The organism is Dyella sp., assembly GCF_036568765.1.
In the GTDB taxonomy this organism is placed as follows: domain Bacteria; phylum Pseudomonadota; class Gammaproteobacteria; order Xanthomonadales; family Rhodanobacteraceae; genus GSA-30.
In genome coordinates this window covers 1-22,717 of the sequence record NZ_DATCRY010000198.1, presented here as the reverse complement: position 1 = coordinate 22,717, position 22,717 = coordinate 1, and the positions used below count along the sequence as shown (strand labels likewise).

The 22,717-nt window shown below is 62.8% G+C and carries 22 protein-coding genes; 7 read left to right on the top strand and 15 right to left on the bottom strand.

Annotated elements, in window-relative coordinates; translation table 11 throughout:
- From VIM98_RS13905 to VIM98_RS13870, 8 genes are all read right to left on the bottom strand, one after another.
- Nucleotides 1-670: esterase-like activity of phytase family protein (locus tag VIM98_RS13905; RefSeq protein ID WP_331993706.1), on the bottom strand; the 670-nt coding region annotated here is incomplete at its 3' end.
- A 99-nt stretch (nucleotides 671-769) separates the two neighbouring features.
- Entirely contained in the window at nucleotides 770-3,127 is a 2,358-nt protein-coding gene (locus VIM98_RS13900) for a TonB-dependent receptor (protein ID WP_414650221.1), read from the bottom strand.
- A 242-nt stretch (nucleotides 3,128-3,369) separates the two neighbouring features.
- A complete protein-coding gene (gene bioC, locus VIM98_RS13895) occupies nucleotides 3,370-4,254 on the bottom strand; it encodes a malonyl-ACP O-methyltransferase BioC (protein WP_331993704.1) in 885 nt (294 codons plus the stop codon).
- A complete protein-coding gene (gene bioH / locus VIM98_RS13890) occupies nucleotides 4,247-5,020 on the bottom strand; it encodes a pimeloyl-ACP methyl ester esterase BioH (RefSeq protein ID WP_331993703.1) in 774 nt (257 codons plus the stop codon). The genes bioC and bioH overlap by 8 nt, the downstream gene beginning before the upstream one ends.
- Nucleotides 5,017-5,772 (bottom strand): sulfurtransferase, encoded by a 756-nt coding sequence (locus VIM98_RS13885; protein ID WP_331993702.1) that lies wholly within the window; start codon nucleotides 5,770-5,772, stop codon nucleotides 5,017-5,019. The genes bioH and VIM98_RS13885 overlap by 4 nt, the downstream gene beginning before the upstream one ends.
- Nucleotides 5,773-5,800: 28 nt before the next feature.
- The gene (gene bioF, locus VIM98_RS13880; protein ID WP_331993701.1) at nucleotides 5,801-6,970 is read right to left on the bottom strand and encodes an 8-amino-7-oxononanoate synthase; all 1,170 of its coding nucleotides are present in this window, start codon (nucleotides 6,968-6,970) and stop codon (nucleotides 5,801-5,803) included.
- A gap of 10 nt (nucleotides 6,971-6,980) precedes the next feature.
- Nucleotides 6,981-7,988, bottom strand: a complete 1,008-nt coding sequence (gene bioB / locus VIM98_RS13875; RefSeq protein WP_331993700.1) for a biotin synthase BioB — start codon at nucleotides 7,986-7,988, stop codon at nucleotides 6,981-6,983.
- 55 nt (nucleotides 7,989-8,043) lie between these two features.
- Nucleotides 8,044-9,561 (bottom strand): 2OG-Fe(II) oxygenase, encoded by a 1,518-nt coding sequence (locus tag VIM98_RS13870; protein WP_331993699.1) that lies wholly within the window; start codon nucleotides 9,559-9,561, stop codon nucleotides 8,044-8,046.
- Nucleotides 9,562-9,673: 112 nt separating this feature from the next.
- Between VIM98_RS13870 and VIM98_RS13865 the strand changes: the two genes are divergently transcribed.
- From VIM98_RS13865 to VIM98_RS13845, 5 genes are read left to right on the top strand one after another with little or no spacing between them, the layout of a single operon-like run.
- Nucleotides 9,674-10,327: a TetR family transcriptional regulator gene (locus VIM98_RS13865; RefSeq protein ID WP_331993698.1), complete on the top strand. Its 654-nt coding sequence runs from the start codon at nucleotides 9,674-9,676 to the stop codon at nucleotides 10,325-10,327.
- On the top strand, nucleotides 10,324-11,010 hold the full coding sequence (locus VIM98_RS13860; protein ID WP_331993697.1) for an N-methyl-D-aspartate receptor NMDAR2C subunit: 687 nt from the start codon (nucleotides 10,324-10,326) through the stop codon (nucleotides 11,008-11,010). The genes VIM98_RS13865 and VIM98_RS13860 overlap by 4 nt, the downstream gene beginning before the upstream one ends.
- 33 nt (nucleotides 11,011-11,043) lie before the next feature.
- Entirely contained in the window at nucleotides 11,044-11,253 is a 210-nt protein-coding gene (locus tag VIM98_RS13855; RefSeq protein ID WP_331993696.1) for a hypothetical protein, read from the top strand.
- Between the two features lie 20 nt (nucleotides 11,254-11,273).
- Nucleotides 11,274-12,002, top strand: a complete 729-nt coding sequence (locus tag VIM98_RS13850; RefSeq protein ID WP_331993695.1) for a ComF family protein — start codon at nucleotides 11,274-11,276, stop codon at nucleotides 12,000-12,002.
- A gap of 53 nt (nucleotides 12,003-12,055) precedes the next feature.
- Nucleotides 12,056-12,601, top strand: a complete 546-nt coding sequence (locus VIM98_RS13845) for a hypothetical protein (protein ID WP_331993694.1) — start codon at nucleotides 12,056-12,058, stop codon at nucleotides 12,599-12,601.
- Nucleotides 12,602-12,616: 15 nt separating this feature from the next.
- Here VIM98_RS13845 and VIM98_RS13840 read toward each other — a convergent pair whose 3' ends face one another.
- Nucleotides 12,617-13,258: an HD domain-containing protein gene (locus tag VIM98_RS13840; RefSeq protein WP_331993693.1), complete on the bottom strand. Its 642-nt coding sequence runs from the start codon at nucleotides 13,256-13,258 to the stop codon at nucleotides 12,617-12,619.
- A gap of 117 nt (nucleotides 13,259-13,375) precedes the next feature.
- Here VIM98_RS13840 and VIM98_RS13835 point away from each other — a divergent pair, with 117 nt between their 5' ends.
- On the top strand, nucleotides 13,376-14,341 hold the full coding sequence (locus VIM98_RS13835; protein WP_331993692.1) for a GlxA family transcriptional regulator: 966 nt from the start codon (nucleotides 13,376-13,378) through the stop codon (nucleotides 14,339-14,341).
- A 129-nt stretch (nucleotides 14,342-14,470) separates the two neighbouring features.
- Here the strand turns inward: VIM98_RS13835 and VIM98_RS13830 are convergent, their stop codons facing one another.
- A complete protein-coding gene (locus VIM98_RS13830; RefSeq protein WP_331993691.1) occupies nucleotides 14,471-15,994 on the bottom strand; it encodes a CehA/McbA family metallohydrolase in 1,524 nt (507 codons plus the stop codon).
- Between the two features lie 46 nt (nucleotides 15,995-16,040).
- Nucleotides 16,041-18,572: a TonB-dependent receptor gene (locus VIM98_RS13825; protein ID WP_331993690.1), complete on the bottom strand. Its 2,532-nt coding sequence runs from the start codon at nucleotides 18,570-18,572 to the stop codon at nucleotides 16,041-16,043.
- Nucleotides 18,573-19,028: 456 nt separating this feature from the next.
- On the opposite strand from VIM98_RS13825, the gene VIM98_RS13820 reads away from it, so the two are divergent.
- Nucleotides 19,029-19,619, top strand: a complete 591-nt coding sequence (locus VIM98_RS13820; RefSeq protein WP_331993689.1) for a glyoxalase superfamily protein — start codon at nucleotides 19,029-19,031, stop codon at nucleotides 19,617-19,619.
- Nucleotides 19,620-19,725: 106 nt separating this feature from the next.
- Here VIM98_RS13820 and VIM98_RS13815 read toward each other — a convergent pair whose 3' ends face one another.
- The 4 genes from VIM98_RS13815 to VIM98_RS13800 all read right to left on the bottom strand — a co-directional run.
- Nucleotides 19,726-20,181, bottom strand: coding sequence for a nuclear transport factor 2 family protein (locus tag VIM98_RS13815; RefSeq protein WP_331993688.1), 456 nt, complete (start codon nucleotides 20,179-20,181; stop codon nucleotides 19,726-19,728).
- Nucleotides 20,182-20,317: 136 nt separating this feature from the next.
- On the bottom strand, nucleotides 20,318-21,433 hold the full coding sequence (locus VIM98_RS13810; RefSeq protein ID WP_331993687.1) for an ABC transporter ATP-binding protein: 1,116 nt from the start codon (nucleotides 21,431-21,433) through the stop codon (nucleotides 20,318-20,320).
- 2 nt (nucleotides 21,434-21,435) lie between these two features.
- The gene (cysW, locus tag VIM98_RS13805; protein ID WP_331993686.1) at nucleotides 21,436-22,293 is read right to left on the bottom strand and encodes a sulfate ABC transporter permease subunit CysW; all 858 of its coding nucleotides are present in this window, start codon (nucleotides 22,291-22,293) and stop codon (nucleotides 21,436-21,438) included.
- Nucleotides 22,290-22,717, bottom strand: a 428-nt coding sequence (locus tag VIM98_RS13800) for an ABC transporter permease subunit (RefSeq protein ID WP_331993685.1), incomplete at its 5' end; no start/stop codon positions are given. The genes VIM98_RS13800 and cysW, both read right to left, overlap by 4 nt.

Below are 22,717 nucleotides of genomic sequence, written 5' to 3'. Positions count from 1 at the left end.
CGCGCAACCGCCCCTTGGCATCGAAGTAATACACATTGGCGGCATACTCGTCGCCAATATAGAAATGACCGTCGCGGGCGAACTGCAGCGATTCGGCATCGATCGATACTTTGCCGGCGCCTGTACCGGTATGCGGCGACGGCAACTCGATGCCTCGCTCGGTGAGCATGCCGGTAGCCGGATCGGCGCCCGTAAAGCGCTGTCCGCGAAAATCGGTCAATACAAGGCCGCCGTCGGGAACGATGCGTACTTGATGCTGCGAATGCGCATCGGCCGGAAGCGCAGAACCCGTGTAAGGTCTGAACCAGAGGCGGTATCGGTGCAGCCGGGCGGCATAGTCGTAGAACAAGCCTTCGCCGGGATCGTTGCGTCCACGGTCGGGCAAGGTCCATAGCAGCGCCTCGTAATGGTCGCCCACGCGTTTCCAACTGCCCTGGGCAATCGCCAGCGACGAGAACGAGCCGAGCGTGTCGCCAAGGAAATCCACAGTCCCGGCGGCAAGACGACCGCTGCCGACCAAGCCTTGATTCACATAATCGCGCCCGCCAAGCGTGACGGTGCGTGGCGCATCGTCGGCGATGACATGCGGTGTGAGGATATCGATACCGGCATGGGCCGGCATCGCGCCAAGCAGACAAGCTAAAGCCAGCGGACGGGCGAGCTGCTTCATGCAAGGCCTCCGAATCGAATCGACCATGACCGACCGTTCCGGCCAGGGCCGGAACGGCGAAAAAAAGAGGCGCCACGCAGGCGCCTCAAAACCCCAATATCAGAAGCGAATGTCCAGCGTACCGAACGCCTGGATCGGCGCAGAGGCGTGGAACACATAAATCGAGCCGGTCGGGTCGGTCGGTGCGAACACGCTGTTATCGAAGTTGGCAGCGTAGCGCTTGTTGGTCAGGTTGGTGACATTGAGCAGGACGCGCACATCCTTGGCGAAAGCGACCGCACCGAAGTCGTAGCCCGTGGAGAAATCGAAAGTGGTGAAGCCGCCGAAGCCCTGGTCGTTGGTGTAGGTGTAATACCGCTTGCCGGTGTACTTGCCACGCAGCGTCGCGAACCACGGACCGTAGCTGTAGGTGATTTCGCTGGCCAGCAGCTTGGTCGGCGTATCCACTTGGATCTTGCCCTTGGTCGGCTCAAGCACGCCGGCCTGCACATAGTCGCTGTCGTAGGTCGAGCGGTTGTACGAGGCCGAGTTATACCAGCGCCAGTGTTCGCTAGGCGTCCACAGGAAGGTCAGCTCGACGCCGTGGCTGTCCACGCCGCCGACGTTGTAGAACTTGTTACCGCAGCCCGGACCGACCGGCTGGCGGGAGTTGCAGGGGTTGTACTGAAGCAGGCGATTATCGAAGCCCACCTTGTAGATCGCGGCCGAGGCCTGGAAGTCGGACTGGACCACGCGATAACCGGCTTCGAGCGTATGCGATTCTTCCGGCACGAGCGTCTGCTGCTGGTCCCAGGTGGCCTGACTGACCGCTTGCGGGCCCAGCTTGAAACCGCCCTGGAACATGGCGATGTTCTCGGCGTAGCTGGCGAATACTTCCTGACCGTCGCCCAGGTTGTAGTGGGCGCCCAGACCCGGCAGGAACGCGCGGCTGGCCGACAGGTTGCCCGTAGCGAACTGGGCGCTGGAGGTTGGCGAGATGGGTGTCTTGGCGATGCCCGGCAGCGCCGTTGCATCGGAAGTCACGTGCGGGCTCTTTACGCCGAAGTCGATCGACAGGCGGTCTTCCATCAGGCGAATGGTGTCTTGCAAATAAGCCTGACGGGTTTCCCACACAGTGCGCTGGTCGAACGTGCCTACATCGGGCTGACCGTTCTGGAAGCTGCTGATGTCGCGCGGGCCGGTAACGTCGGTGTAGTTGTAGCGCGAAGCGCTGGAAACGTTGTGCTCGTACCAGACGCCGCCTTCGATGTGATTGATACCGATATCCCAGCTGGCATTGAAGATCGCGCCAGTGCGGTTGATCGTATACAGCGTCTCGCGAATGATCAGCGGAAGCTGATCGGGCGTGCCCGGATTGGAGAAGCTGCCGCTGTTCCAGTTGTTGCCCGAACCGGCGTCTTCATGGTGGTACACCTGCGCATGCAGCGTTACCGTGTCGCTCGGGAAGAAATCGCCAGCCAGATAATAAAGGTCGTCGTTACGCAGGATCTGGCCGCCAGTGAAGGCGCCATCGGCATCCTGATCAGGGCCGGTCTTGTCGCACAGCTTGGCGTTGAAGCTGCCGGTATTGCAGTAAGCGCGGCTCAGCGCCTTCTGGAAGTTCGGTGCATAGCCGCCCCAGTCCCAGCCAAGCCCACGCGCGAGTTCGCTCTTGGACAGATAGAAATCGTCGGCCTGTGAGGTGCGCGATGTGTCGGCGAAAGCGGTAATGCGACCGCCGTCGAACTGGTAGACGGCCTTGCCGTTGAACTGCTTGGTGGTCGACTTGTTGTACGCGGACTGGTCGTTCCACAAGTCCGATGTCGTGCGTGCGCCGGACAGGTACATCGAGAAGCCGTGATAATCGCCTGTGTCGAAGCGGGCGAAGGTACGGCGATTCATGTCGCTGCCGAAGGTCTGATTGAAGCGACCGCCCATTTCCTTGAGCGGATCGTTCGATGTATAGGCGATAGTGCCGCCCAGGTCGCTGGTCGAGGGTGTGCCCAGATTACCGATACCTTCGGCGATCTCGGCACCGGCCATGTTCTCGGAAATCAACGCGCGATTGATGCTCAGGCCGTTGTAGTTGTTGTAGGCGCTATCGCCCAGCGGCATGCCGTCGAGCGTATAGCCCAGGCGCGTGGAGTTGAAGCCTCGCAGGCTCAGTGTCATCGACTGCTCGTTGGCACCGAGCGCATCGATCGACTGCGCATTTACGCCCGGCAGGATGTTCAGCACTTTCTGCAGGCTGGTGCCTGGCGGCAATACGTCCTGATTCTTCGGAGTAATGCGCTGTACCTGGCGCGACTCGCCGCTACCGACGACGGAAACGGCATCGAGGTTGGTCGCCTGATCCGCGTTCGGCTGCCCATTTGCGGCTGCCGTCGTGGTATCGGAGTTATCCGGAGTGCCGTCATTCGCCTGGACAGCCGTCGACAGCGCCAGGCCCAAGGCCAAGGCGAGAACAGTCTTCTGCAACACGCAATTCCCCTTCCTAAAAATTGCCGATACGCCGTTTACCGACCGTCGGTAAAGGCGCGCAGGGTGTTAAGAAGATGCGAATGCTGTCATTCGAGGATGAAGCTTTTATGACTTCGAGAAGTCGCGCTATGCGCTTTACACAAACCAGTCATTGTTTCGCGGACGTATCGACGTTTGGACATCCATGAAATTTAATTTAATCGAGAGGTATGTAGCGGCGGATAGGGGGGGCGGGGCTTTCAGCGACGCCGCGAGCCACGCAGACTGTCAACGGAAAAGCTTGCGATCTCCCCACCACCGGCTGCGCGACGCGATTGCCCCGGCGGCGGTCCCCACGCGTGGGCAGTCACGACTTCCCAAGTGGCGGGAATGCGCCCGTCGACGCGCATGCGCTCATAGGCGTCGAGCATCCGCCGGTAGTGCTGCTTGCCGAGCAGGCCACGCTCGCGCGTGCTATCGGCGTTGGTGGCGCCCAATCCCTTGAGCTCCTTGAGCAGCATACGGGGCTCGCTATAGGTCAGGGTGAAGCGATCCACATCCAGCACCGGATCGCGCAGGCCCGCGGCAATCATCGCGTCGCCGAGGTCGTGCATATCCAGAAAGCGGCTGACATGCGGTTGCACGTCGGCGCTGGCCCAGGCAGCGCGAAGCTCCTTGAGCGTATCCGGCCCGAAGGTGGAGAACACCAGCAGGCCACCGGGCTTGAGCACGCGAACGCACTCGCCGAACAGCGCCGGCAGGTCATCGATCCACTGGAAGCAGAGGTTCGAGTGCAGCACATCCACGCTGTGATCGGGGACGGGCAGCGCGGTAGCCTCGGCGCACACGCGCACGAACGGCTTGAACCAGCCCATGTGTTGCTTGGCCGCACGCAGCATCGGCAAGGCCAGGTCGATGGCGATGACTTGCGCCTTGGCGTAACGCTTCTTCAGCAGCGCGCTGCCGCGTCCGGTACCCGCACCGACGTCGAGTACCCGCTCGGCGTCGCCCAAGTAGAAGTCCAGCCGATCGAGCAGTAGCTGCTGGACCTCCTGCTGCAAGGCGTCGTGTTGTTCATAGGTCGCCGCCGCGCGGCCGAAGCTGCGCCGTACCTTGAGGCGATCGAGGTGGAAGGCGTCACTCACGGAAAGACTCCAGCAATGGCGTCAACGCGGCGACGACAGCGTCGGCATAGCCGAAGAATGGCGCGTGCCCCGCATGCTCGATTTCGGTGAAGCGGCCGCCGCACTGTTGCGCGGTCCACTGCATTGCTGCCGACGACGCCAGGCGATCGCGACGTCCGCTGATCCAGGCGCTCGGCAACGACGACAACGAAGGAATGTCGCCACGCAGGTCCGTCCGGTCCAGGATGCGGATGCCCTCTTGCAAGATGCGCAGGTCGGGTTCGCCACGGGCGAACACCAGCGAGCGTAGATGGCGCAGCTCGCCGCGCGGATCGGGGCTTCCCATCGCCTCCAATGCGAGGAAGCGCTCGATGGTGGCGTGATAGTCGGTCTCCAGGTCGGTGGCGAGCTGGCGCACCAACGTCGGCTCGCTGCCGTAAGGCCAGTCCGCGCCGCGCGAGAACTTTGGCGTCGAGCACAGCACGCCCAGTGCGCGCACCTGCGGCAGGCTCAGTGCGGCCTGCTGCGCGATCAATCCGCCCAATGACCAGCCGACCCAGACGGCAGGCGGTGTGGCTTCGGCAATCGCCGCCGCGCAGGCCTGCGGTTCGAGCGGCAGTGTGCTGTCGTGCGAGTAACCGTGGCCAGGCAGATCGACGATGTAGAGCGTGCAGCGTTCACGCAAGGCGTTGGCCAGGTTTTCGAACACTCCCCCGTGCATGGCCCAGCCGTGCAGCAATACCAGCGGAATCGGGCCGCTGCCTTGGCGATCGATATACAAGTTCATGCGTCGTCGCTTTCGGGCAGGACCGGTGCGGGAGCGAGTTGCGGATCCACCGCGCCACGCTCGTCGAAGACGAAACAGTCGCCGCGCCAATGCGCGCCGTCGGTTTCCTCGAAGTACTTCAGTATTCCGCCTTCGAGCTGGTACACGTGCTCCATGCCGATGTCCTGCATGTGCAGCACGGCCTTTTCGCAACGGATGCCGCCCGTGCAATAAGAGACCACCGTCTTGCCGGCGTAGCGTTCGCGATCGGCGGCGATGGCCTCCGGGAAACCGGTAAAGCTCCTCAGGCGATAATCGACGGCATGCTCGAACAGACCGACGTCGGTTTCGTAATCGTTGCGCGTGTCGAGCAAGACTACCTCGCGCCCCGCGTCATCGTGACCGTCATCGAGCCAGCGGCGCAGGGTTTGTGGCGTTACAGCCGGCGCACGTGCATGCTCGGGCCGGATCGCCGGCATGCGCATGGTGATGATTTCTTTTTTCAGGCGCACGCGCATGCGCCCGAACGGCACTGCATCGGACACCGATTCTTTCGGTGTCAGGCCAGCGAAACGCGAGTCTTCGCGCAGCCAGTCCATGAAGCTGTCGACGGCATCGCGCGGACCGGCCAGGAACAGGTTGATGCCTTCCGGTGCCAGCAGGATCGTCCCCTTCAGGGACAGTGCTTCGCATTGCGCGAGCACACGCTCCCGCAGCGCCGGGAGGTCGTCCAGGCTGACGAAGCGATAGGCCGAGAGGTTGACGATCGACATGGAAGGAAAAGGCTTGTCTAGCCAGACATTATAGAAGAGTTGCAGGCTTTCCGTCGGCCAGAGCGTCGAGCAGGCGGTCGATCTGGGCCTCCTCGTGGAGAGCCGAGAGCGTAATCCGCAGCCTTGCCTTGCCCTTGGGCACCGTTGGGGGGCGGATCGCCGTGACCAGGATGCCCTGCCGTTCGAGGCGTTCGGCCAGGTCCAGGGCGGCTGCCGTATCGCCGAGCAACAAGGGCTGGATCGCCGTCGACGAAGGCATCAAGGGCAGGCCGAGTTGTGCGGCACCGGCACGAAACCGCGCAATCAGCGACATCAAGCGCTCGCGGCGCCACGATTCCTTGCGCACGATTCCGACCGCGGCCAGGGCTGTGGCAGCCAGGGCCGGCGGCATGGCTGTCGTATAGATATAAGGGCGTGCGAACTGTGTCAGGCCGTCGATAAGGTCCGACGACCCGGCGACAAAGGCGCCGAAACATCCCAGTGCCTTGCCCAGTGTCGCCATCAGCACGGGGGCCTGGCACGGGTCCAATCCTGCCGCGGCTACGCTGCCGGCGCCTTGCGGCCCGACGACGCCCAGCCCGTGTGCGTCGTCGACCATCAGCATGGCCTGTTCGGCGGTGCATAGCTGCGCTAGCGCCTCGAGCGGTGCGGTGTCTCCGTCCATGCTGAAAACGCCGTCCGTCGCAAGCAGCGCCGACGCACCGACATGGGTACGCAATTGTCGCGCCGCGCTGTCCACATCGGCATGGACGTAGCGCACGAGCGTGGCGCCGCTGAGCGCCGCGCCGTCGAGCAGACAGGCATGGTTGAGCTTGTCCTGCACGCACAGATCGCCTTCGCCAAGCAGCGCTTGCAGGCTGCCGAGATTGGCCATGTAGCCGGTAGAGAACAACAGTGCGCGCTCGCGTCCTGTCCATTCGGCCAGCGCTTCTTCCAGTGCCGCATGTTCACGGCGATGGCCGCAGATCAGGTGTGCCGAGCCGCTGCCGGCGACATCGGCACTGCGCAAGGCCGCCACAACCGTCGGATGTTGCGACAAACCCAGATAGTCGTTGCTACAGAACGACAGCAAGCGTCTGTCGTTCGACCACACGTAAGGACCGTCGATGCGCTCGATGTCGCGCACCCGGCGGTGCATTCGCTCACGCTCGCGCGCAGCCGTATTCCGGGCGAGTCGGGCAAGCACATCGTCGCGCATCGGGCGCTTCTCAGGCGGCGCAATGCTCGAGAATGTCGGCGTGCACCGTGCTCGAAGTCTCCACGATCTCAAGCGGATGCAGGTTCAACCGCTTAAATAGCTCCCGGTCGTGTTCTACGTCGGGGTTGCCGGTGGTCAGCAGTTTCTCGCCGTAGAAGATCGAATTGGCGCCCGCGAAGAAGCAGAGTGCTTGTACGGCGTCGTCCATGTCCTGGCGGCCGGCGGACAAGCGCACCATCGACTTGGGCATCAGAATGCGTGCCACCGCAATGGTGCGCACAAATTCGAACGGATCGAGCGCCTGCGTGCCGTCCAGCGGTGTGCCCTTGACCTGTACCAGCTGGTTGATCGGCACCGACTCGGGGTGCTCGGGCAAGTTCGCCAGGGTTTGCAGCAAGCCGGCGCGCTGGCCGCTGGTTTCGCCCATGCCGACAATACCGCCGCAACAGGTCTTCAAGCCGGCTTCACGCACATGCTCCAAGGTATCCAGGCGGTCCTGGTACTGCCGCGTGTGGATGATCTCGCCATAGAACTCCGGCGCGGTATCCAGGTTGTGGTTGTAGTAATCCAGACCGGCGGCCTTGAGCGTGCCGGCCTGTTCGCCACTGAGCATGCCCAGCGTGGCGCAGGTTTCCAGGCCCAGTCCTTTGACCGCCGAAACGATTTCGGCGACCTTGGCGACATCGCGGTCTTTCGGACTGCGCCAGGCGGCGCCCATGCAGAAACGGCTGGCGCCTGCGTTTTTCGCTGCCTGCGCACGTTCCAGCACGGCTTCCACGCTCATCAACTTCTGTGCCTGCACGCCGGTGTCGTAGCGCGCCGCCTGCGGGCAATAGGCGCAGTCTTCCGGGCAACCGCCGGTCTTGATCGACAGTAAGGTCGAGACCTGTACGGCGTTCGGATCGTGATGTTCGCGGTGCACGCCATGCGCCCGAAAAAGCAGTTCGTTGAATGGCAGGGCGAACAGTGCGGCGACTTCGTCGCGGGTCCAGTCGTGGCGAAGGGCGGCTGCGGACATGGCGGCTCCAGGGGGACGGCGGAAACGCGACAGTCTGACAGCCCTCATTGGCTTGTCAACCTGAATTGAGCATCGTGAGTTGACGAGGCTCGGTCGCGGATCGCAGGGGGCGGTGATACCGCAATGCGCCGTCGTAAGCGCTGGACAGCCAACCATGCCGGTCCAGTTCGAGTACATCGGTGACGAACGGCTCCCGTACGTCTTCGGTGCGTAGCCGCAGCGACGGGCTGTCCCATTGTCGCAAAGCCCCGTCTTCGCCGCAGGTGGCCAGGGTGCCGTCGGTAAAGAAGCGCACGCGCCGGATCGCGGCGGTATGCGCTTTGATCCTCCTCGTCTCCTGAAAGCAGCCATCCCGAAAGATTCCGAGACGTATCCAGCCATCGGCGTCGCCTACGGCCAACCGTGTCGACCCGTCGGGGAGAAGGTGCGCGTCGATCGATCGGAGCGGAACCTCGCCGGGCCAGGTTCCCAGGCACCGGCTATCGTCAAGCTCCCAGCATTTGACCATGCCATCTTCGGAAGCGCTGAATAGCCGACCGGGCGTGCAGCACGCCAGCGCCCATATCCAACCGTCATGACCGGCACAGGTACACAGACGCTGTCCTCGCTCGGACCAGACATGGATGCGCGCATCGGCGCCGCCGGTGGCAACAAGTTCTCGCCCCGGAAGGGCTGCCACGCACAGTGCGGCAGCTTCGTGCGCTGTAGCCTCGTGGATGCATGCTTGCCTCGCCACATCCCACAGTCGCAAGGAGCGGTCGCGCGAAACCGAGGCGAGCAAGCCGGGCCGAATTTCGGCGAGGCCAAGCACGGATTGGCGATGTCCTTGCAGACAGCCCCGATGGTCGCCGTTGCTGTCCCAGAGGCGGATAGCCGTGTCCCGTCCCGCGCTGGCGATGCGGCCATCGGCTAGTTTCAGCAGCGTCCAGACGTAGCCCAGATGCTGGGCGGACACCACCGCGTCGCCGTCTTTACGATGATAGAGCACGTCGCTGCGCAGAATATGTTTGCTGCCACGAGTGACGATATCGCCTGCATGCCAAATATCGTGATCGAACAGGATCAGACTGCCGCGTCGTGGTCGGATACGTGCGACCGGATCGCCAGGTCGCCCGGGACCCCCAGCAAAGAACAGGGTATCGCCACCGTCGAATTCGGCGCCATCGGTGAGATACACCATGAACGTGAGTGCGGAGCGGCAGTGCGGGTCGCGGTGATGCACGCCATCGCGATGGATACGAAACTGTTGGCCCGGTCCGTAACGACAAAGACGCAGGCGCTCGTTGATGCCGATCGGCTCCCAGCCAGATATTCCCGCCTTGCCGAGCTGTGGAAGCGCCTGCCGCAGGCGATGCCAGAGACGATCGGCCATATCGGGATCGTCGCGCACCTGCCGATCGTTGTCGCGGTAGGACGGGGGATAGTCCAGATCGGCGCGCTGGAAGCCGTGCTGCTCCGCATCGGCGATGAGCGCCGTGCACTCGTCCGGGGTGAGAAAGCCATGCCACAACAGGCAGGCGCCGAACGTTTCCGGAAGCGGATGCTCCAGGCACAAGGTCGTGCCGACGGCCATGGCATCTCCATAGATTGGTCGATCAACCAAGTTATGCTCAGCCTATGCCCGGGTAGATCTGGTCGTCAAGCATTATTTGGGTGTATAACCAAATTAAGGGATAGGGGCCGATATGCCACGCAAGCCAAACACCGAAGTTCGCCGGCATGAAATCGTCGAAGGGCTGTTGCGCGCCATGGCAGTCCAGGGCTATGCCGGCGCGACCGTACAGGCGATTGCCAAAGCGGCAGGGCTGGCGCCAGGCCTGATCCACTACCACTTCCACGACAAGCGCGAGATCCTGGTTGCGCTGGTCGAGCAACTGGCGGGCCATGCACGCCAGCGTTATGCCAACCGCGAGACAGGCGCGAGGGATGCGCGGGAGCGCCTGGCAGCCTATATCGATGCACGCCTCGGTTATGGCGGCGACGCCAATCCGGATGCTGTGGCTGCCTGGGTCATGATCGGTGCCGAGGCCGTGCGCGACCCGGACGTGCGCGAGGTCTACCAGCGCGCAGTAACGGCGGAGATCGCATTGCTGCGCAAGTTGCTGCGCGCCCGCCTGGTGGAGCGCGGCAAGCAAGTACGCAAGCTCGACCATCTTGCCGCCGGTCTGCTCGCCTACGTCGAAGGCGTGTTCGCACTTGCGAGCAATGCGCGCCAGGTCGTGCCGGTCGGCTTTGCCGCCGGCATGGCCGAAGCCTGGGTGGAACGCTATATCGATGCGGAGCCGGCGGCCAGCGACGCGGTGCGCAAAACGGCAAGGAAAGGGGGGCGGCAAGCATGAGTGTCTCCATCGACCCTGACGGTCACACCGGTGCCACCCATTGGCATGCTTTGTGGGCGAGCTGGAGACGGCCTGCGCCTGAGGCATTACACGATGCTCTCCTCGAACGTTATGCCGAGCGGCATCGGGCCTATCACACCAGGCAACACCTCGAAGAGTGCCTCGCGCAACTGGCCGACATGCAAAGCCATGCCGAGCGCCCGCACGAACTGGCGCTCGCACTATGGTTCCACGACGCGATTTATTGGCCGCGTCGCAAGGACAACGAAGCAGCTAGCGCTGCGTGGCTGACCCAGGCTGCCCAGCAAGCGCAGATCGAAGCCGAAGCGATACAGCGAATGCACGCACTTGTCATGGCGACAGTCCATGACGCGAGCCCCGATAAAACGGATGCCCGTTTGCTGGTGGATATCGATCTGGCCATTCTCGGTGCCGAACCATCGCGCTTTGACGAGTACGAACGCCAGATACGGCGGGAATACCGCTGGGTGCCCGAGCCGCTGTATCGCGCAAAGCGCGCCGAGGTGCTGCGCCGGTTTCTGGATCGCCCAGCCGTTTACGTAACTCCCTGGATGGCTGGGCGTTTCGAAGCCAGGGCGCGCGGCAACCTGGATGCTGCCCTACGCAAGCTGGAGCAGGTAAGCAGCGTGAGACGGATGGGTTTTGGGCAAACAGGGCCTTAAGATGACCGCGGTACATCGTCAAGGAACGGAATCATGAGCACCGGACAAGGCAGCGCGGGCAATGTGCTCGCCGCCATTTGCAGCTTTTTCATCCCTGGCCTTGGCCAGTTGGTGCAAGGGCGTTTCCTCAAGGCCCTGGTGATGTTCGTGCTCGCGGGCATCCTCTGGGTGTTCTGGCTGGGCTGGATCGTTCACCTGTGGTCGATCATCGATGCGGCCTTGTTCAAGCCACCGCAGGGCTAACGTGGAGAAAACGACAACGCATGGATGCGTACGGTTATCTGCAACGGATCTTGCATCTGGGCATGCCTTGGCGTTGCCTATTGTGCGGTGACGAGGGAAGCGAAGGCATCGATCTGTGCGAGGGATGTATCGCCGACCTGCCACGAAACGCCGTTTGCTGCGCGCGTTGCGCATTGCCCTTGGTGGTTCCTACCGAACTGTGCGGCCGTTGTCTGCGTCGGCTGCCACCCTGGGACGCCGCTTGGGTGCCGTTTGTGTATGCGTGGCCGCTCGACGCATTGGCGACGCGCTTGAAGTTTTCAGGGGATCTCGCCTGTGGACGCGCACTCGCGACGCTTTGGCGCGATGCTTCACCATCCGTTCGACCGGACCTGATCGTGCCCGTGCCGCTGCACCGACGGCGCTTGCGCGAGCGCGGATACAATCAGGCGTGGGAGTTGGCCAAGCCATTGGCGCGAGCCTTGGATGTGCCGGTGCGCAGCGATATCTTGCGGCGGACGCGGGAAAGCGCGCCGCAGACCGAACTCGATGCGTCCGCGCGTCGCAGCAACGTGCGCAACGCCTTCGACGTGCCATCGCGCTTTGCCTGGCCGAACCATGTGGCGATCCTCGATGATGTGATGACGACGGGGGCGACGCTGGCCGAATGCGCATCTACGCTCCGACGCGTCGGGGTGCGGCGCATCGACGTATGGGCGTTGGCTCGTGCACCGACGGTGCCGCGCCAGGGTGCCCTGCGTCACAGGTAATCGCCGTGGCGCCGCGTTAGTATCTGCAACCAGCTAAGTCTTCCGAGGCGACGATGAAATCGATTTCCTCCATCGCTGCGCTCCTGTCGAGCCTCTGGGCAGGTACCGCTATGGCACAGGGTCTTTTCGGCATCGCGCTCGGACAGCCACTACGTGTGCAGGAATGCTCGATGCGTCAGCACGATTACCTGCCGGCCGAGGATGCCTTCTGTTATCAATGGGTCGATGGCGCGCCGCGCCCGGCCCCCATGCCGGCCGACGGCTATATCCAGGTGCATGTGCCGCGCACCGATCGCCCCGATTTCATGGACGGCGCCCTGGTGATGGTGGCGCTGAAGCAGGGCCGCGTGGTGAGTGTCGCGGCCTATACGCATGGCTCTAACGGGGAGACGGGGGACTTCCGTGTGCTCAAGTCCATGTTCGGCCGGACCTCGCCGCAGCGTTTGTCCTACGGCAACGGACAGACCACGATGGCGACATGGGCGTTGGCCGATGGCGCCAGCGCTTACTACAACAGTGGCGAATATGGTGCCTACCGCGGTTTGTTGCGCCTGCAGAGCGCGCAGGCCGACCAGCATCGCGCGGGCCTGTGGGACTGACCTGCGCGCATCGGTCTAGCCTGCCCAGGGCGAGTGGCGTATCGCGTAGCAGAAGTTGCCGCGCACAAAATGCGCATCCTTATCGGCGAGTACGTCGCCCTTGACGTTGCCGAAGGTCGTTTCCGGCTTGTGCCGGATGCCGTTGTAGAACGTCTGGATGATGTCTTCCTTGAAATGCTCGCTGCGCGGATGCGCGCGCACGATGGCTTCGCGCTCGGCGTCGCTGTATCGATCGTAGGCCAGGCCGAGCACATCCATCTCCACGCCAGCGGTTACTAACGCGATGACCGGATGCATGTGCCGGGGAATGCCAGGCGTGGTGTGCAGCGCGATCGCTGTCCATACAGTGTCGATATCGCTTTGCGCGATGCCGTGTGCGCGCAGGAAGTCGCGTGCGACATTGGCACCGTCTACTTCGAAGCGCTCGGTGGCGCTGCTGTGCTGCGAGGTCAGGCCCATGTCGTGAAACATCGCGCCGGCATAGAGCAGCTCGGCATCGAACGCCAGGCCGCAATGCGTGCCGGCCAGCGCGCCGAAGTAGTACACGCGGCTGGAATGATGAAACAGCAGAGGCGACTCGGTGTCGCGGACCAGCTCCGTGATCTCACGGGCCAGCGCGGTATCGGGAATACGTACGCCTTCGATGGAAAGACTCATGGCAGGAACTCCTCGGGAATCGGTAAGCACAGGCTAGGCTCGTGCTATCCTGTCCTCAATCGACGTAATCCGTCTATTTCTGCCATTTGCCGGCTAAGTCAGCCACAGGAGGCGAACATGGCCCAGTCCCGTTCCATAGCCATTCTTGCGGTACCTGGCGTGCAGCTATTAGATGTCGCCGGTCCGCTGGACGTCTTTGCCGAAGCGAATGCGCGGTCCGGGCAGGCGCTGTACCGGCCGTTGCTGCTTGCCTCGCGCGCCGGAGAGTTGCGCTGTTCGGCGGGGATAAGGCTGGCGCCGGATGGCGTTGCCGGGCGCGATGACGATGCTCGCTTCGATACCCTGCTCGTCGCGGGCGCGCCGCATGCGGCCGAATTGCATCCGCCGCCGCCACTGCGCGATTGGTTGCGCCGGCATGCACGGAGCGCGCGGCGCTACGGCTCGGTATGCAGCGGCGCCTATTTGCTCGGCGCGGCCGGTCTGCTCGATGGCCGTCGCGTCGCCACGCACTGGGCGGAGGCCGAGCGCCTGGCGCGCGATTATCCGGCGGCCAGCGTGGATGCCGACGCCATCTATGTGCGGGATGGCAAACTGCGAACTGCGGCCGGAGTGACCGCGGGGATGGATCTGGCGCTCGCCCTGGTCGAAGAGGATCACGGCCACGAGCTGGCGCGCGCCGTGGCTGCGCAACTGGTGATGTTCTTTCGCCGTCCCGGCGGCCAGATGTCCTTTAGCCGGCATGGCGAAGCCGCACCTGCCGGGCGGTCGGCTTTGCAGGAAGTGCAGCGTTGGGTCGCCGCGCACCCTGCCGAGGATCATAGTGTGCCGTCGCTTGCCATGCGTGCCGGCTTGAGTCCGCGTCATTTCGCACGGTTGTTCCGCAGCGAGGTCGGGATGACGCCGGCCGCATGGGTGGAATCGTCGCGCGTCGCGGCGGCTTGCCGCTTGTTGGAAGAGGGGCATGCTGCGCCCAAGCAAGTGGCGGCGCTTTGCGGTTTTGCCGATGCCGATACGTTGCGGCGCGCATTTCGGCGGCATGTCGGGATTACGCCTGCGGACTATCGGCGAAGGCATGCGGCCTAACGCAAAGTGCTGCATTGCTTTTTCGTGCGGGGTTACCCCCTCACTCAACGCTCCCCCGGCAGAGCCGGGGGAAAGGCTTGCGCAGGTGCGGAGCGCCGAAGTCTGCTTCAGCGTGTTCCGCGCGCAGGTTCAGTTATGTGCTTGTGCAAAGTTCACATAGATCGGATTGCCGATCAACAAAGGTTTGCCGGCCACGTCATGGACTTCGATCCGCAGCCAATGCGGTTGGCCGTCGGCGGCCCATCGGAACGATCGACGCTGATCGGCATCAGCGATCGTGACATCGTATTCAGGCCGATGCTTGCCATCGACGAATACCTGCATGCCCGTATCGGCGGCATGCGCGACATGCACGTCGAAATCGATGGTCCGACCGGACGGTGCTTGCAGCGTCCCGCCCATCGCGGCCACTTGTGCATCGACGCGCCCGGTAAACTCGAGCAACCGGTCACGGCTACCCTGGACGTCAATAAAGACTTCGCCAGCGCGAACGCCATCGAGAATGGCCGGCATCGATAATGCCTGCGCGTGCACCACGGTAGTCGGAATGCCCGTGGGGTTGGAGCCGATGCCCGGAGCATCCTGGAACGCATTGTGATTATCGCTGCCGCCAATGCCCGTCAGACGGATGCCTTTGGCCAACTGTTGCTCCCAGAACGGCACGGCGGAATACGGTGTGCCGGCGTCGCCTCCATTGACGATTTCGATCGCCTGGATCAGATGCATATCGGCTGGCGGATCGGCCGTCCAGCCGCAGCCCATGCAGGGCTCGCCGCTGGGTCGAATGGCGTGGTTGATCGAGATCAGTCCACCCAGGGGCGCGATGGCATGCAATAAGGCATTCCAGTCCGGCACGTCCTTGCTGCCGACACGGAAATCCACCGGTGCTGTGGTGCCGAACAGGTTGGCATGTCCGCTGAAGGTGGTGACTTCGCGGCCGGGAATCAGCAGCAGCCGATCGAAGTAAGGTTGCAGCTCCAACATGGCGTTGGCATGCGAAACCGTGTTGTGATCGGTAATCGCGATGAAATCCAGGTCGCGCTCGGCCGCGCCTTGTACGGTAAAGAACAAGGGACACGGGACCTTTTGCCCGCTCTGGCTCTTGCAACTACCGTCGCTATGCGTGGTATGCATGTGCAGGTCGCCGCGATACCAGCCCGGCTCGTTACGCAAAGGCGGATGCAGTACCGCCGGCAACCAGGCCGGGTCGTCGGCATGGCCGAACCAGATCTTGGCCTGATAGGTGCTGTGACTGGTCGCGCGGATATTGGGAACGCCCAGCAGAACCTTCCAGAGCCCAGGATGGATGGGACCGGGCAGGTAGGACGGCGTGGCGTCGGTCGCCGCGACCGTAAACACATGTTTGCTGCCGCCGCTCCAGCCGCGGAGGCCATCCGGGCCCAACAGGCCGAGATCGATCGTGGTGTGCTCTTCGTCGTGGCCGGTGTACTCGAACTGCACGGTAATGCGCGTGGTGCCGGCAGGTACGTCGAAGGGCAGGGTGCGATAGGTGTGGTTGTCCTTGCCGTCCAATGTGCCGTGCAGGACCCGGTCCGGCGCGTCATTGGCGAAGGCAGGAAAGACGATGCCCAGGAGCAGGGCGCAGATCGCCAGCGCGGCGATCGCTAAACGATAGGCGATTCGATTCTTCATGACGAATGTCGCGGCCGGCGCCGACGGCACCGGCCGCGTTGGGGCCTCAGAAGCGGTACATGATGGCGGCACGGTATGCACGGCCGAGGATCGGACGCGCGATGAACGTGTTCGCACCCGCATCGGCGCTCTGCAGCTCGCCGGCGCGCGGATTGCCTTCGGTGAGGCCTTCGGAGTTGGTGATGTTGTCCACGTAGAAGTACAGCGAGTAGTCCGGCGAGACGTCGTAACGCGCGCTGGCGCTCAACACGTCATACGACGGCAACCGCACCGAGTTGGCCGTATCGACATAGCGCGCACCCTCGTACTCGTAGGCCAACTGCAGGCGCAGCTTGCCGTTGAGCAAGTTGACGCCCGGCACGATGCGATAGCTGGTCTTCGGCACGCGGATCAGCTGGTTGTCGACGAAGTCGCGCAACACCGGCGCACCGTTGACGATCTCGGTGTAGCGCAGGCCCTTGTACTCGGGATCCTGGAAGGTACCGGTGACTTGCACATCGAACCAGTCGACCGGGAACCATGTGCCCTCCAGCTCCAGGCCAGTGGTCTTGGTATCGGCATAACCCTGCTGCACCGTAGACGCACCCGAATTCGGGTCGAACACGTAGTTGCTGAAGGTCACGTTGTTGTACTTGGTATAAAAAGCCGTGGCATACAGATCGAGATGGCGATCGGTGTACTTGTAGCCGATCTCGCCCAGCTTCATCGTCTGTGTCACCGGTACCGCGGTAGGGCTGGTGATATAGGTGCTCAGGTTGGGCAGGCGGAAAGTCGGCGTCCAGCGAGCGAACACGCCCGTACGGTCGGTGAACTGGTAGTTGGCGCCGAGCGTCCAGCCAAGCTTGCTGAAGGTGTGGTCCCACGGCACGAACTGACCGGTACCGGTGAGGATCTGCGAGGTTGCCAGCGTACCCAGGTTTACCGTCTGCTTCAGTTCGGTGTTACCGCGCGTGTTGACCTGTTCCCAGCGCGCGCCGGCATCGATACGCAGCTTGTCGGTCACCTGCCATTCGTCGGACAGGTAGAACGCATTGGTGGTGGAGATGCCGCTCGCGTTCTCCCATTCGTAGCCGTAGCGGTAGATGCCATGGTCGGTCAGCGTGGAAACCGGCTGGCCGGCAGCGTTGACGGCCACCAGATCGAGCAGGCGCGCATTGTCCTGGGTATCGAGCAGCACGGTGGAGGAGTAGCGGCTGAACGCCTGGTCGAAGCGTGCGTAGTAGTAGCCGAACGTGACGTCATGGGTCTGGTCGCCGAACTCGAACTTGCGCATCAGCCGTGTGTCGTTGATCAACTCCTTCACCGGCATGGTCACGCCGCGCAGGCCGCCGATCACGACCAGGCCGTTGCCGTTCTGGTTGGCATTGTTGAATACCTGCGAAGGGTTATCCACATAGCGCAACTGCAGCCCGGTCGCGCCGGCCGGCAGATATTGCTTGGCGGAAGCCAGGAAAGTATCGGCACTCTCCAGTGTGTTCGGGAACATGCCATTGCGTTGCGTGCGCGTATCGTCGTAACGGACCGACTCGGCAAGCTTCCAGTCCGCGCCCAGGTCGTAATCGAACTTCAGCGTGAGCTGATCGCGCTTGACCTGGGTACCATCGCTATTGTCGAAGTTGTAGAGGCTGCCGTCGCCCTCTTTCATCAATACGTGTTCGGTCTCGGGGCCGGCGAGCGTGCCGAAATTGCCATCGAAACCGGGCACCGCACGGATGCTGCCGTCCGCGGTCGTGCGCATCGGAATGCCCAGGTATAGCGCGACCTTGTCATCCAGATGCTTGTAGTCGACGCTGAAGCGACCATGCTCGAAATCCTTGGACAAGTTGACGCGGAACTGGCCGCCCTTGTCGGCATCGAAGCCCGGATCGCGAATGCCATCGTCGAGGCGATAGAAACCGCCCACGCCAAGCTTCCAGCCGTCGCCGACGGGCGTGCCGTACCACACGTCGGCACGGTTGAGACCGTAGTCGCCGATGGTGTACTTGAAGATGCCTTCCGGCGTATCGCCGACCTGACGTGGAATAAAGTTGATCGCACCAGCCGGCGCATTGGAATAGAAAACCGAGGACGGACCGCCGCGCACGACTTCGATGCGCTCGATCGTTTCGTCCAGGCGGAAGGCCTGGTCGGCATTCAGATAGCCCAGTGCCGGATCGTGCTGCACGGGAATGCCGTCTTCGAGCAGGTTCACCGAACCGAAGCCGTCGACTGGAATACCGCGTGCGCGAATATTGCCGCTGGCTTCGCCGCCGGAAGCTTCGACCCAGAAGCCGGGCACCGATTTCATCGCTTCGGTGACCGACGTCGGTGCCTGCATGCGCAAGCGGTCTTCATCGATGGTCGTTATCGAATAGCTGGTTTGCGCTTTTGTGCGGGTTTCCACGCCCGAGCGCGCGGTGACTACGACGCCATCGAGGTTTTTGGCTTCGCGATGGGTCTGTCCGTCGTCGGTGGACGTATTGGGATTGGCCTTGGACGTGTCCGGCGTCTGCTGCGCGAAGGCCTGCGGAATCACGCCGGCAGCCAAGCCGGCTAACAAGGCGACACGAATCGCCTGTGACATGAGGGAAGTACGCAAGGTGGAAAGCTCCGGGTGATGTGGGGTGGTACAGGAGCCTTACGGGCGCAAGCCATCGCCGACGGCGCCGCGATGGCGATCGGTCACTCATGGCACGTCAGCCATGCATACGGGTACTAGCCGCGGCTCCCCCTTGGCGCCGCAGACTCCTTAGTTCGCAGAGACTAGTCGCAAGCTATTACAGTTAAGCGGACATTACCGTGACATCCTTGCGCACAAATCGTTTGGACGTCCAAATCATTACATCGAAGCGTCACACTCGGTCGATGCTTGCTTCCGGCGTTTACTTCGCTATCATGCGATTCCAAGGCCGATACAGCCTGCCGCCTGCACCCTTTCCGAGGGAGCGGTGAATGTATCCGGAGTAACTATCGATACCTTCGTCCAGGCGAACGGATCGGCAATGCAGGCACCGATGCAGCAAGTTCGTTCGCCATTGAGAACGGAGGTTTCATCATGCGTACTTATCTCGAAGCCAAGGCCATGGCCAAGCAGCTTCGCGTCCGGTTGGCCGAGAAGTCGGTCCAGCTCAGCCATGGCGAATGCCTGGAGCTTGTTGCCGGTCAGTTTGGTTATAAAGACTGGAACACCCTGGCCGCGCGCATCGCGTTGGCGGAGCGGCGCAGCGACGATATGGCCGCCGGCATCCGCTTGCGTTATGCGGTGCCGGTCGTGCGCATCTTTTCACGCGCCAAGGCAAGCGAGTTCTATCTGGATTTCCTGGGCTTCAAGCTGGACTGGGAAGACAAACTCGACGAGTCCGATGGCGACAGTCCGCTATACACGCAGATCTCGCGCGGCAAGCTGGTCCTGCACTTGAGCGAGCATCACGGCGATGGTTCGCCCGGCGGCGTCACGTATGTTTCGATGAAGGGGCTCGATGCCTTTCACCGCGAGCTTCAGGCAAAGAACTACGGCAACATGCGCCCGGGTATCGAGGTCATGCCGCCGCGATTGCGGACGATGCAGGTAATCGATCCGTTCGGGAATCGTTTGCGCTTCGGTGAGATTGCCGATGAAGCGTTGAACGACGCAGTGGAAGACTGAGGCAAGCTTCCACCTCTCCCAGCCTCCTCCTGCAACCAGGGGAGGTGCGAACACCCTCTCCTGCTTGCAGGAGAGGGGCAACTATTTGCCTCGGTACTGGCTATATCTATCGAATTTCCTGATGGTCGTAACTGACCACTCGCGTCATCTGCCACACACCATTCTGATGGCGCCAGATATTCAGGAATTTCCCTTTGCCCTGGCATTTATGGGTGTGGATATCGCAGAACCGGTGCTCACCCACCTCCATCGCGCCATAATCCTTGATCGGATAGACCTCCAGCGTGCCGGTCACCAGCTCGCGCCGGACTTTTCCGCAGATGAATTTGCGCGTGGCCTCGACGACTGCCTCCCGCGAGGTCATCAGCCCGGCCTTGTCATGGAAGAACTCCACGTCGTTGGAGAAATAATCGCCGAACGTTTTCAGGTCACAACGGTTGTAAGCATCGAACACCGCGGCATCGAGCTTCGTCACGGTCTGGGTCAGATCGTCGGTGTCCGCCGCATGCGACAGCGCAAAAGGCAGCGTCAGAACGAAAGGCAGGGCAAAACGGAGTTTCATGGTGGGAGCCCCCTGGGCGCAGTGTGCGTGGTGCCTGGGTGCAGCAGAAATCGTGCCAGCGGAAAATGGCGCAGCAGAGCCATCGAAGCATCGCGGCGACTGTCCGCGGACGATCGCGCGGACAGTCCATGGACGATCAGGCGGCGATATCGTCCCAGCGGAGCATGATGCGCTCGCCGGCATGCGCCCGTCCTTCCGCGTCGAGCGGAAACAACGTGCATACGCGCGGCCGTACGCTGAGCGACTTGCGCTGGTGCAGGCCCAGGCGAGTCAGGCTGTCGCTGGCGACATCGGCTTCGAGCTCATGCGCCGGTTCGTCCAGATGCAGCTCCAGGTGCGTCACGCTGCCGGCTGGGAAAATATGCTGCAGGCGAGCTTGCCACGCGTTGCCTTCGCTGGCGGACATCAGCACGAGATGCTCCGGTCGCACATAAGCCACCGCGCGCTCGTAGCGCCCTTCCCAGGGATCGTCGCAAAGCTCCAGTTGTCCGCACAGCCATTGCGTCGCGCGTCGCTCGGCTGGCAGCTTGTTGACCTTGCCGATGAACTCGCACACGAACGGCGTGGCCGGCTGCTGATAGATCGCCTCCGGTGTGCCGACCTGCTCGATCCGGCCGTTATTCATCACAGCGATGCGATCGGCCAGCTCCAGCGCTTCTTCCTGGTCGTGGGTAACAAAGACCGTAGTCAGCCCCAATTCTTCGTGCAGGTGACGTAACCACCGGCGCAGCGAGATGCGTACCTGCGCATCGAGTGCGCCGAAGGGTTCGTCGAGCAGGAGCAGGTCCGGTTCCACCGCCAGAGCGCGCGCCAGTGCCACGCGCTGGCGCTGGCCGCCGGACAACTGCGCCGGGTAGCGTTCGCCAAGCCCGTCGAGGTGCACGCGCTTGAGCAACCGCTCCACCCGCTCGGCGATCTCCCGGCGAGACGGCCGCGTGCGTAGCGGTCGCACGCGCAGTCCGAAGGCGACGTTCTCCGCCACCGTCATATGGCGGAACAACGCATAGTGCTGAAATACCAATCCCACCCGGCGCTGGCGCGGTGGAATTTTCAGGAGATCGCGGTCGTCCTGCGTGACGCTGCCGCTTTCCGGGTAATCGAGCCCGGCCAGGATCCGCAACAAGGTGGTCTTGCCCGAACCGGACGGGCCGAGCAAGGCAAGGAATTCGCCTTGTTCGATGTCGAGGCTGACATCGTCCAGGGCGGCCAGGCCCGGGAAGCGACGATTCAGGTGCGAAAGTTTCAGCGTCATCGTCAATGCCTCGCCGTGCCCGGCGTCGCTATCTGATCGCCATAGCGCCATTCGAGCAGGGTTTTGAGCCCTAGCGTCAGCAACGCCAACATCGCCAGCAGCGAGGCGACGGCAAAAGCGCCGACATAATCGTATTCGTTGTAAAGCACTTCCACCTCCAGCGGCATGGTCGTGGTCAGGCCAAGGATGTGCCCGGAGACCACCGAGACCGCGCCGAATTCGCCCATCGCGCGCGCATTGCACAGGAGTACGCCATAAAGCAGGGCCCAGCGGATATTCGGCAAGGTAACGCGGAAGAACATCTGCCAGCCATTGGCGCCCAATACGCGCGCGGCCTCTTCTTCTTCCGCCCCTTGCGCCTGCATCAGCGGAATCAGCTCGCGCGCGACGAACGGCAGGGTCACGAAGATCGTTGCCAGCACCAGGCCGGGCACGGCGAAGATCACTTCGATATCGTGCCGGTCCAGCCAGGCGCCGAACCAGCCGTGCGCGCCGAAGAGCAGCACATAGACCAGGCCGGAGATCACCGGCGAAACCGAAAACGGCAGGTCGATGAAGGCGCCCAGCAACGCTTTGCCCGGAAAGGCGAAGCGCGCCATCGCCCATGCGGCGGCCACGCCGAAGACCAGGTTCAGCGGAACCGCGATCGCTGCCACCAGCAAGGTCAGCTGCATCGATTCCAGCGCCTCGGGCTGGGCCAGTGCGCGCGTATACGCGCGCATGCCTTGGAGCAGTGCTTCGTAAAACACCGTCGCCAGCGGAAGCAGCAAGAAAAGCACGAGGAAGGCCACGGCAATAGCGATCAGCAAGGCATGCGTCAACTTGCGAGGCCAGGCGACCGGTCGGCTGCTTCCCTTCATCGGCGCATCTCCGTCCAGCGCTGGCTCCAACGCTGCAACCGCGATACTGCCAGCAGCAGCAAGAGCGAGAAGGCCAGCATCACGACACTGAGCGCCGCGGCGCCGGCGTAGTCGAACTGCTCCAGTTTCTGCACGATCAGCAGCGGCGCGATTTCCGAACGCTTGGGGATATTCCCCGCGATGAAAATCACCGAACCGTATTCGCCGACGGCTCGCGCCAGCGCCAGGGCGAAGCCCGTCAGCAAGGTCGGCACCAGCACGGGCAGGATCACCCGGAAGAAGGTTTGCGCACGGCTTGCGCCGAGACTCATCGCCGCTTCTTCGACGTCGTGCTCAAGCGACTCGAGTACGGGTTGCAGCGTGCGCACCACGAACGGGAAACCGACGAAGATCATCGCTACCAGCACGCCCAGAGGCGCATAGG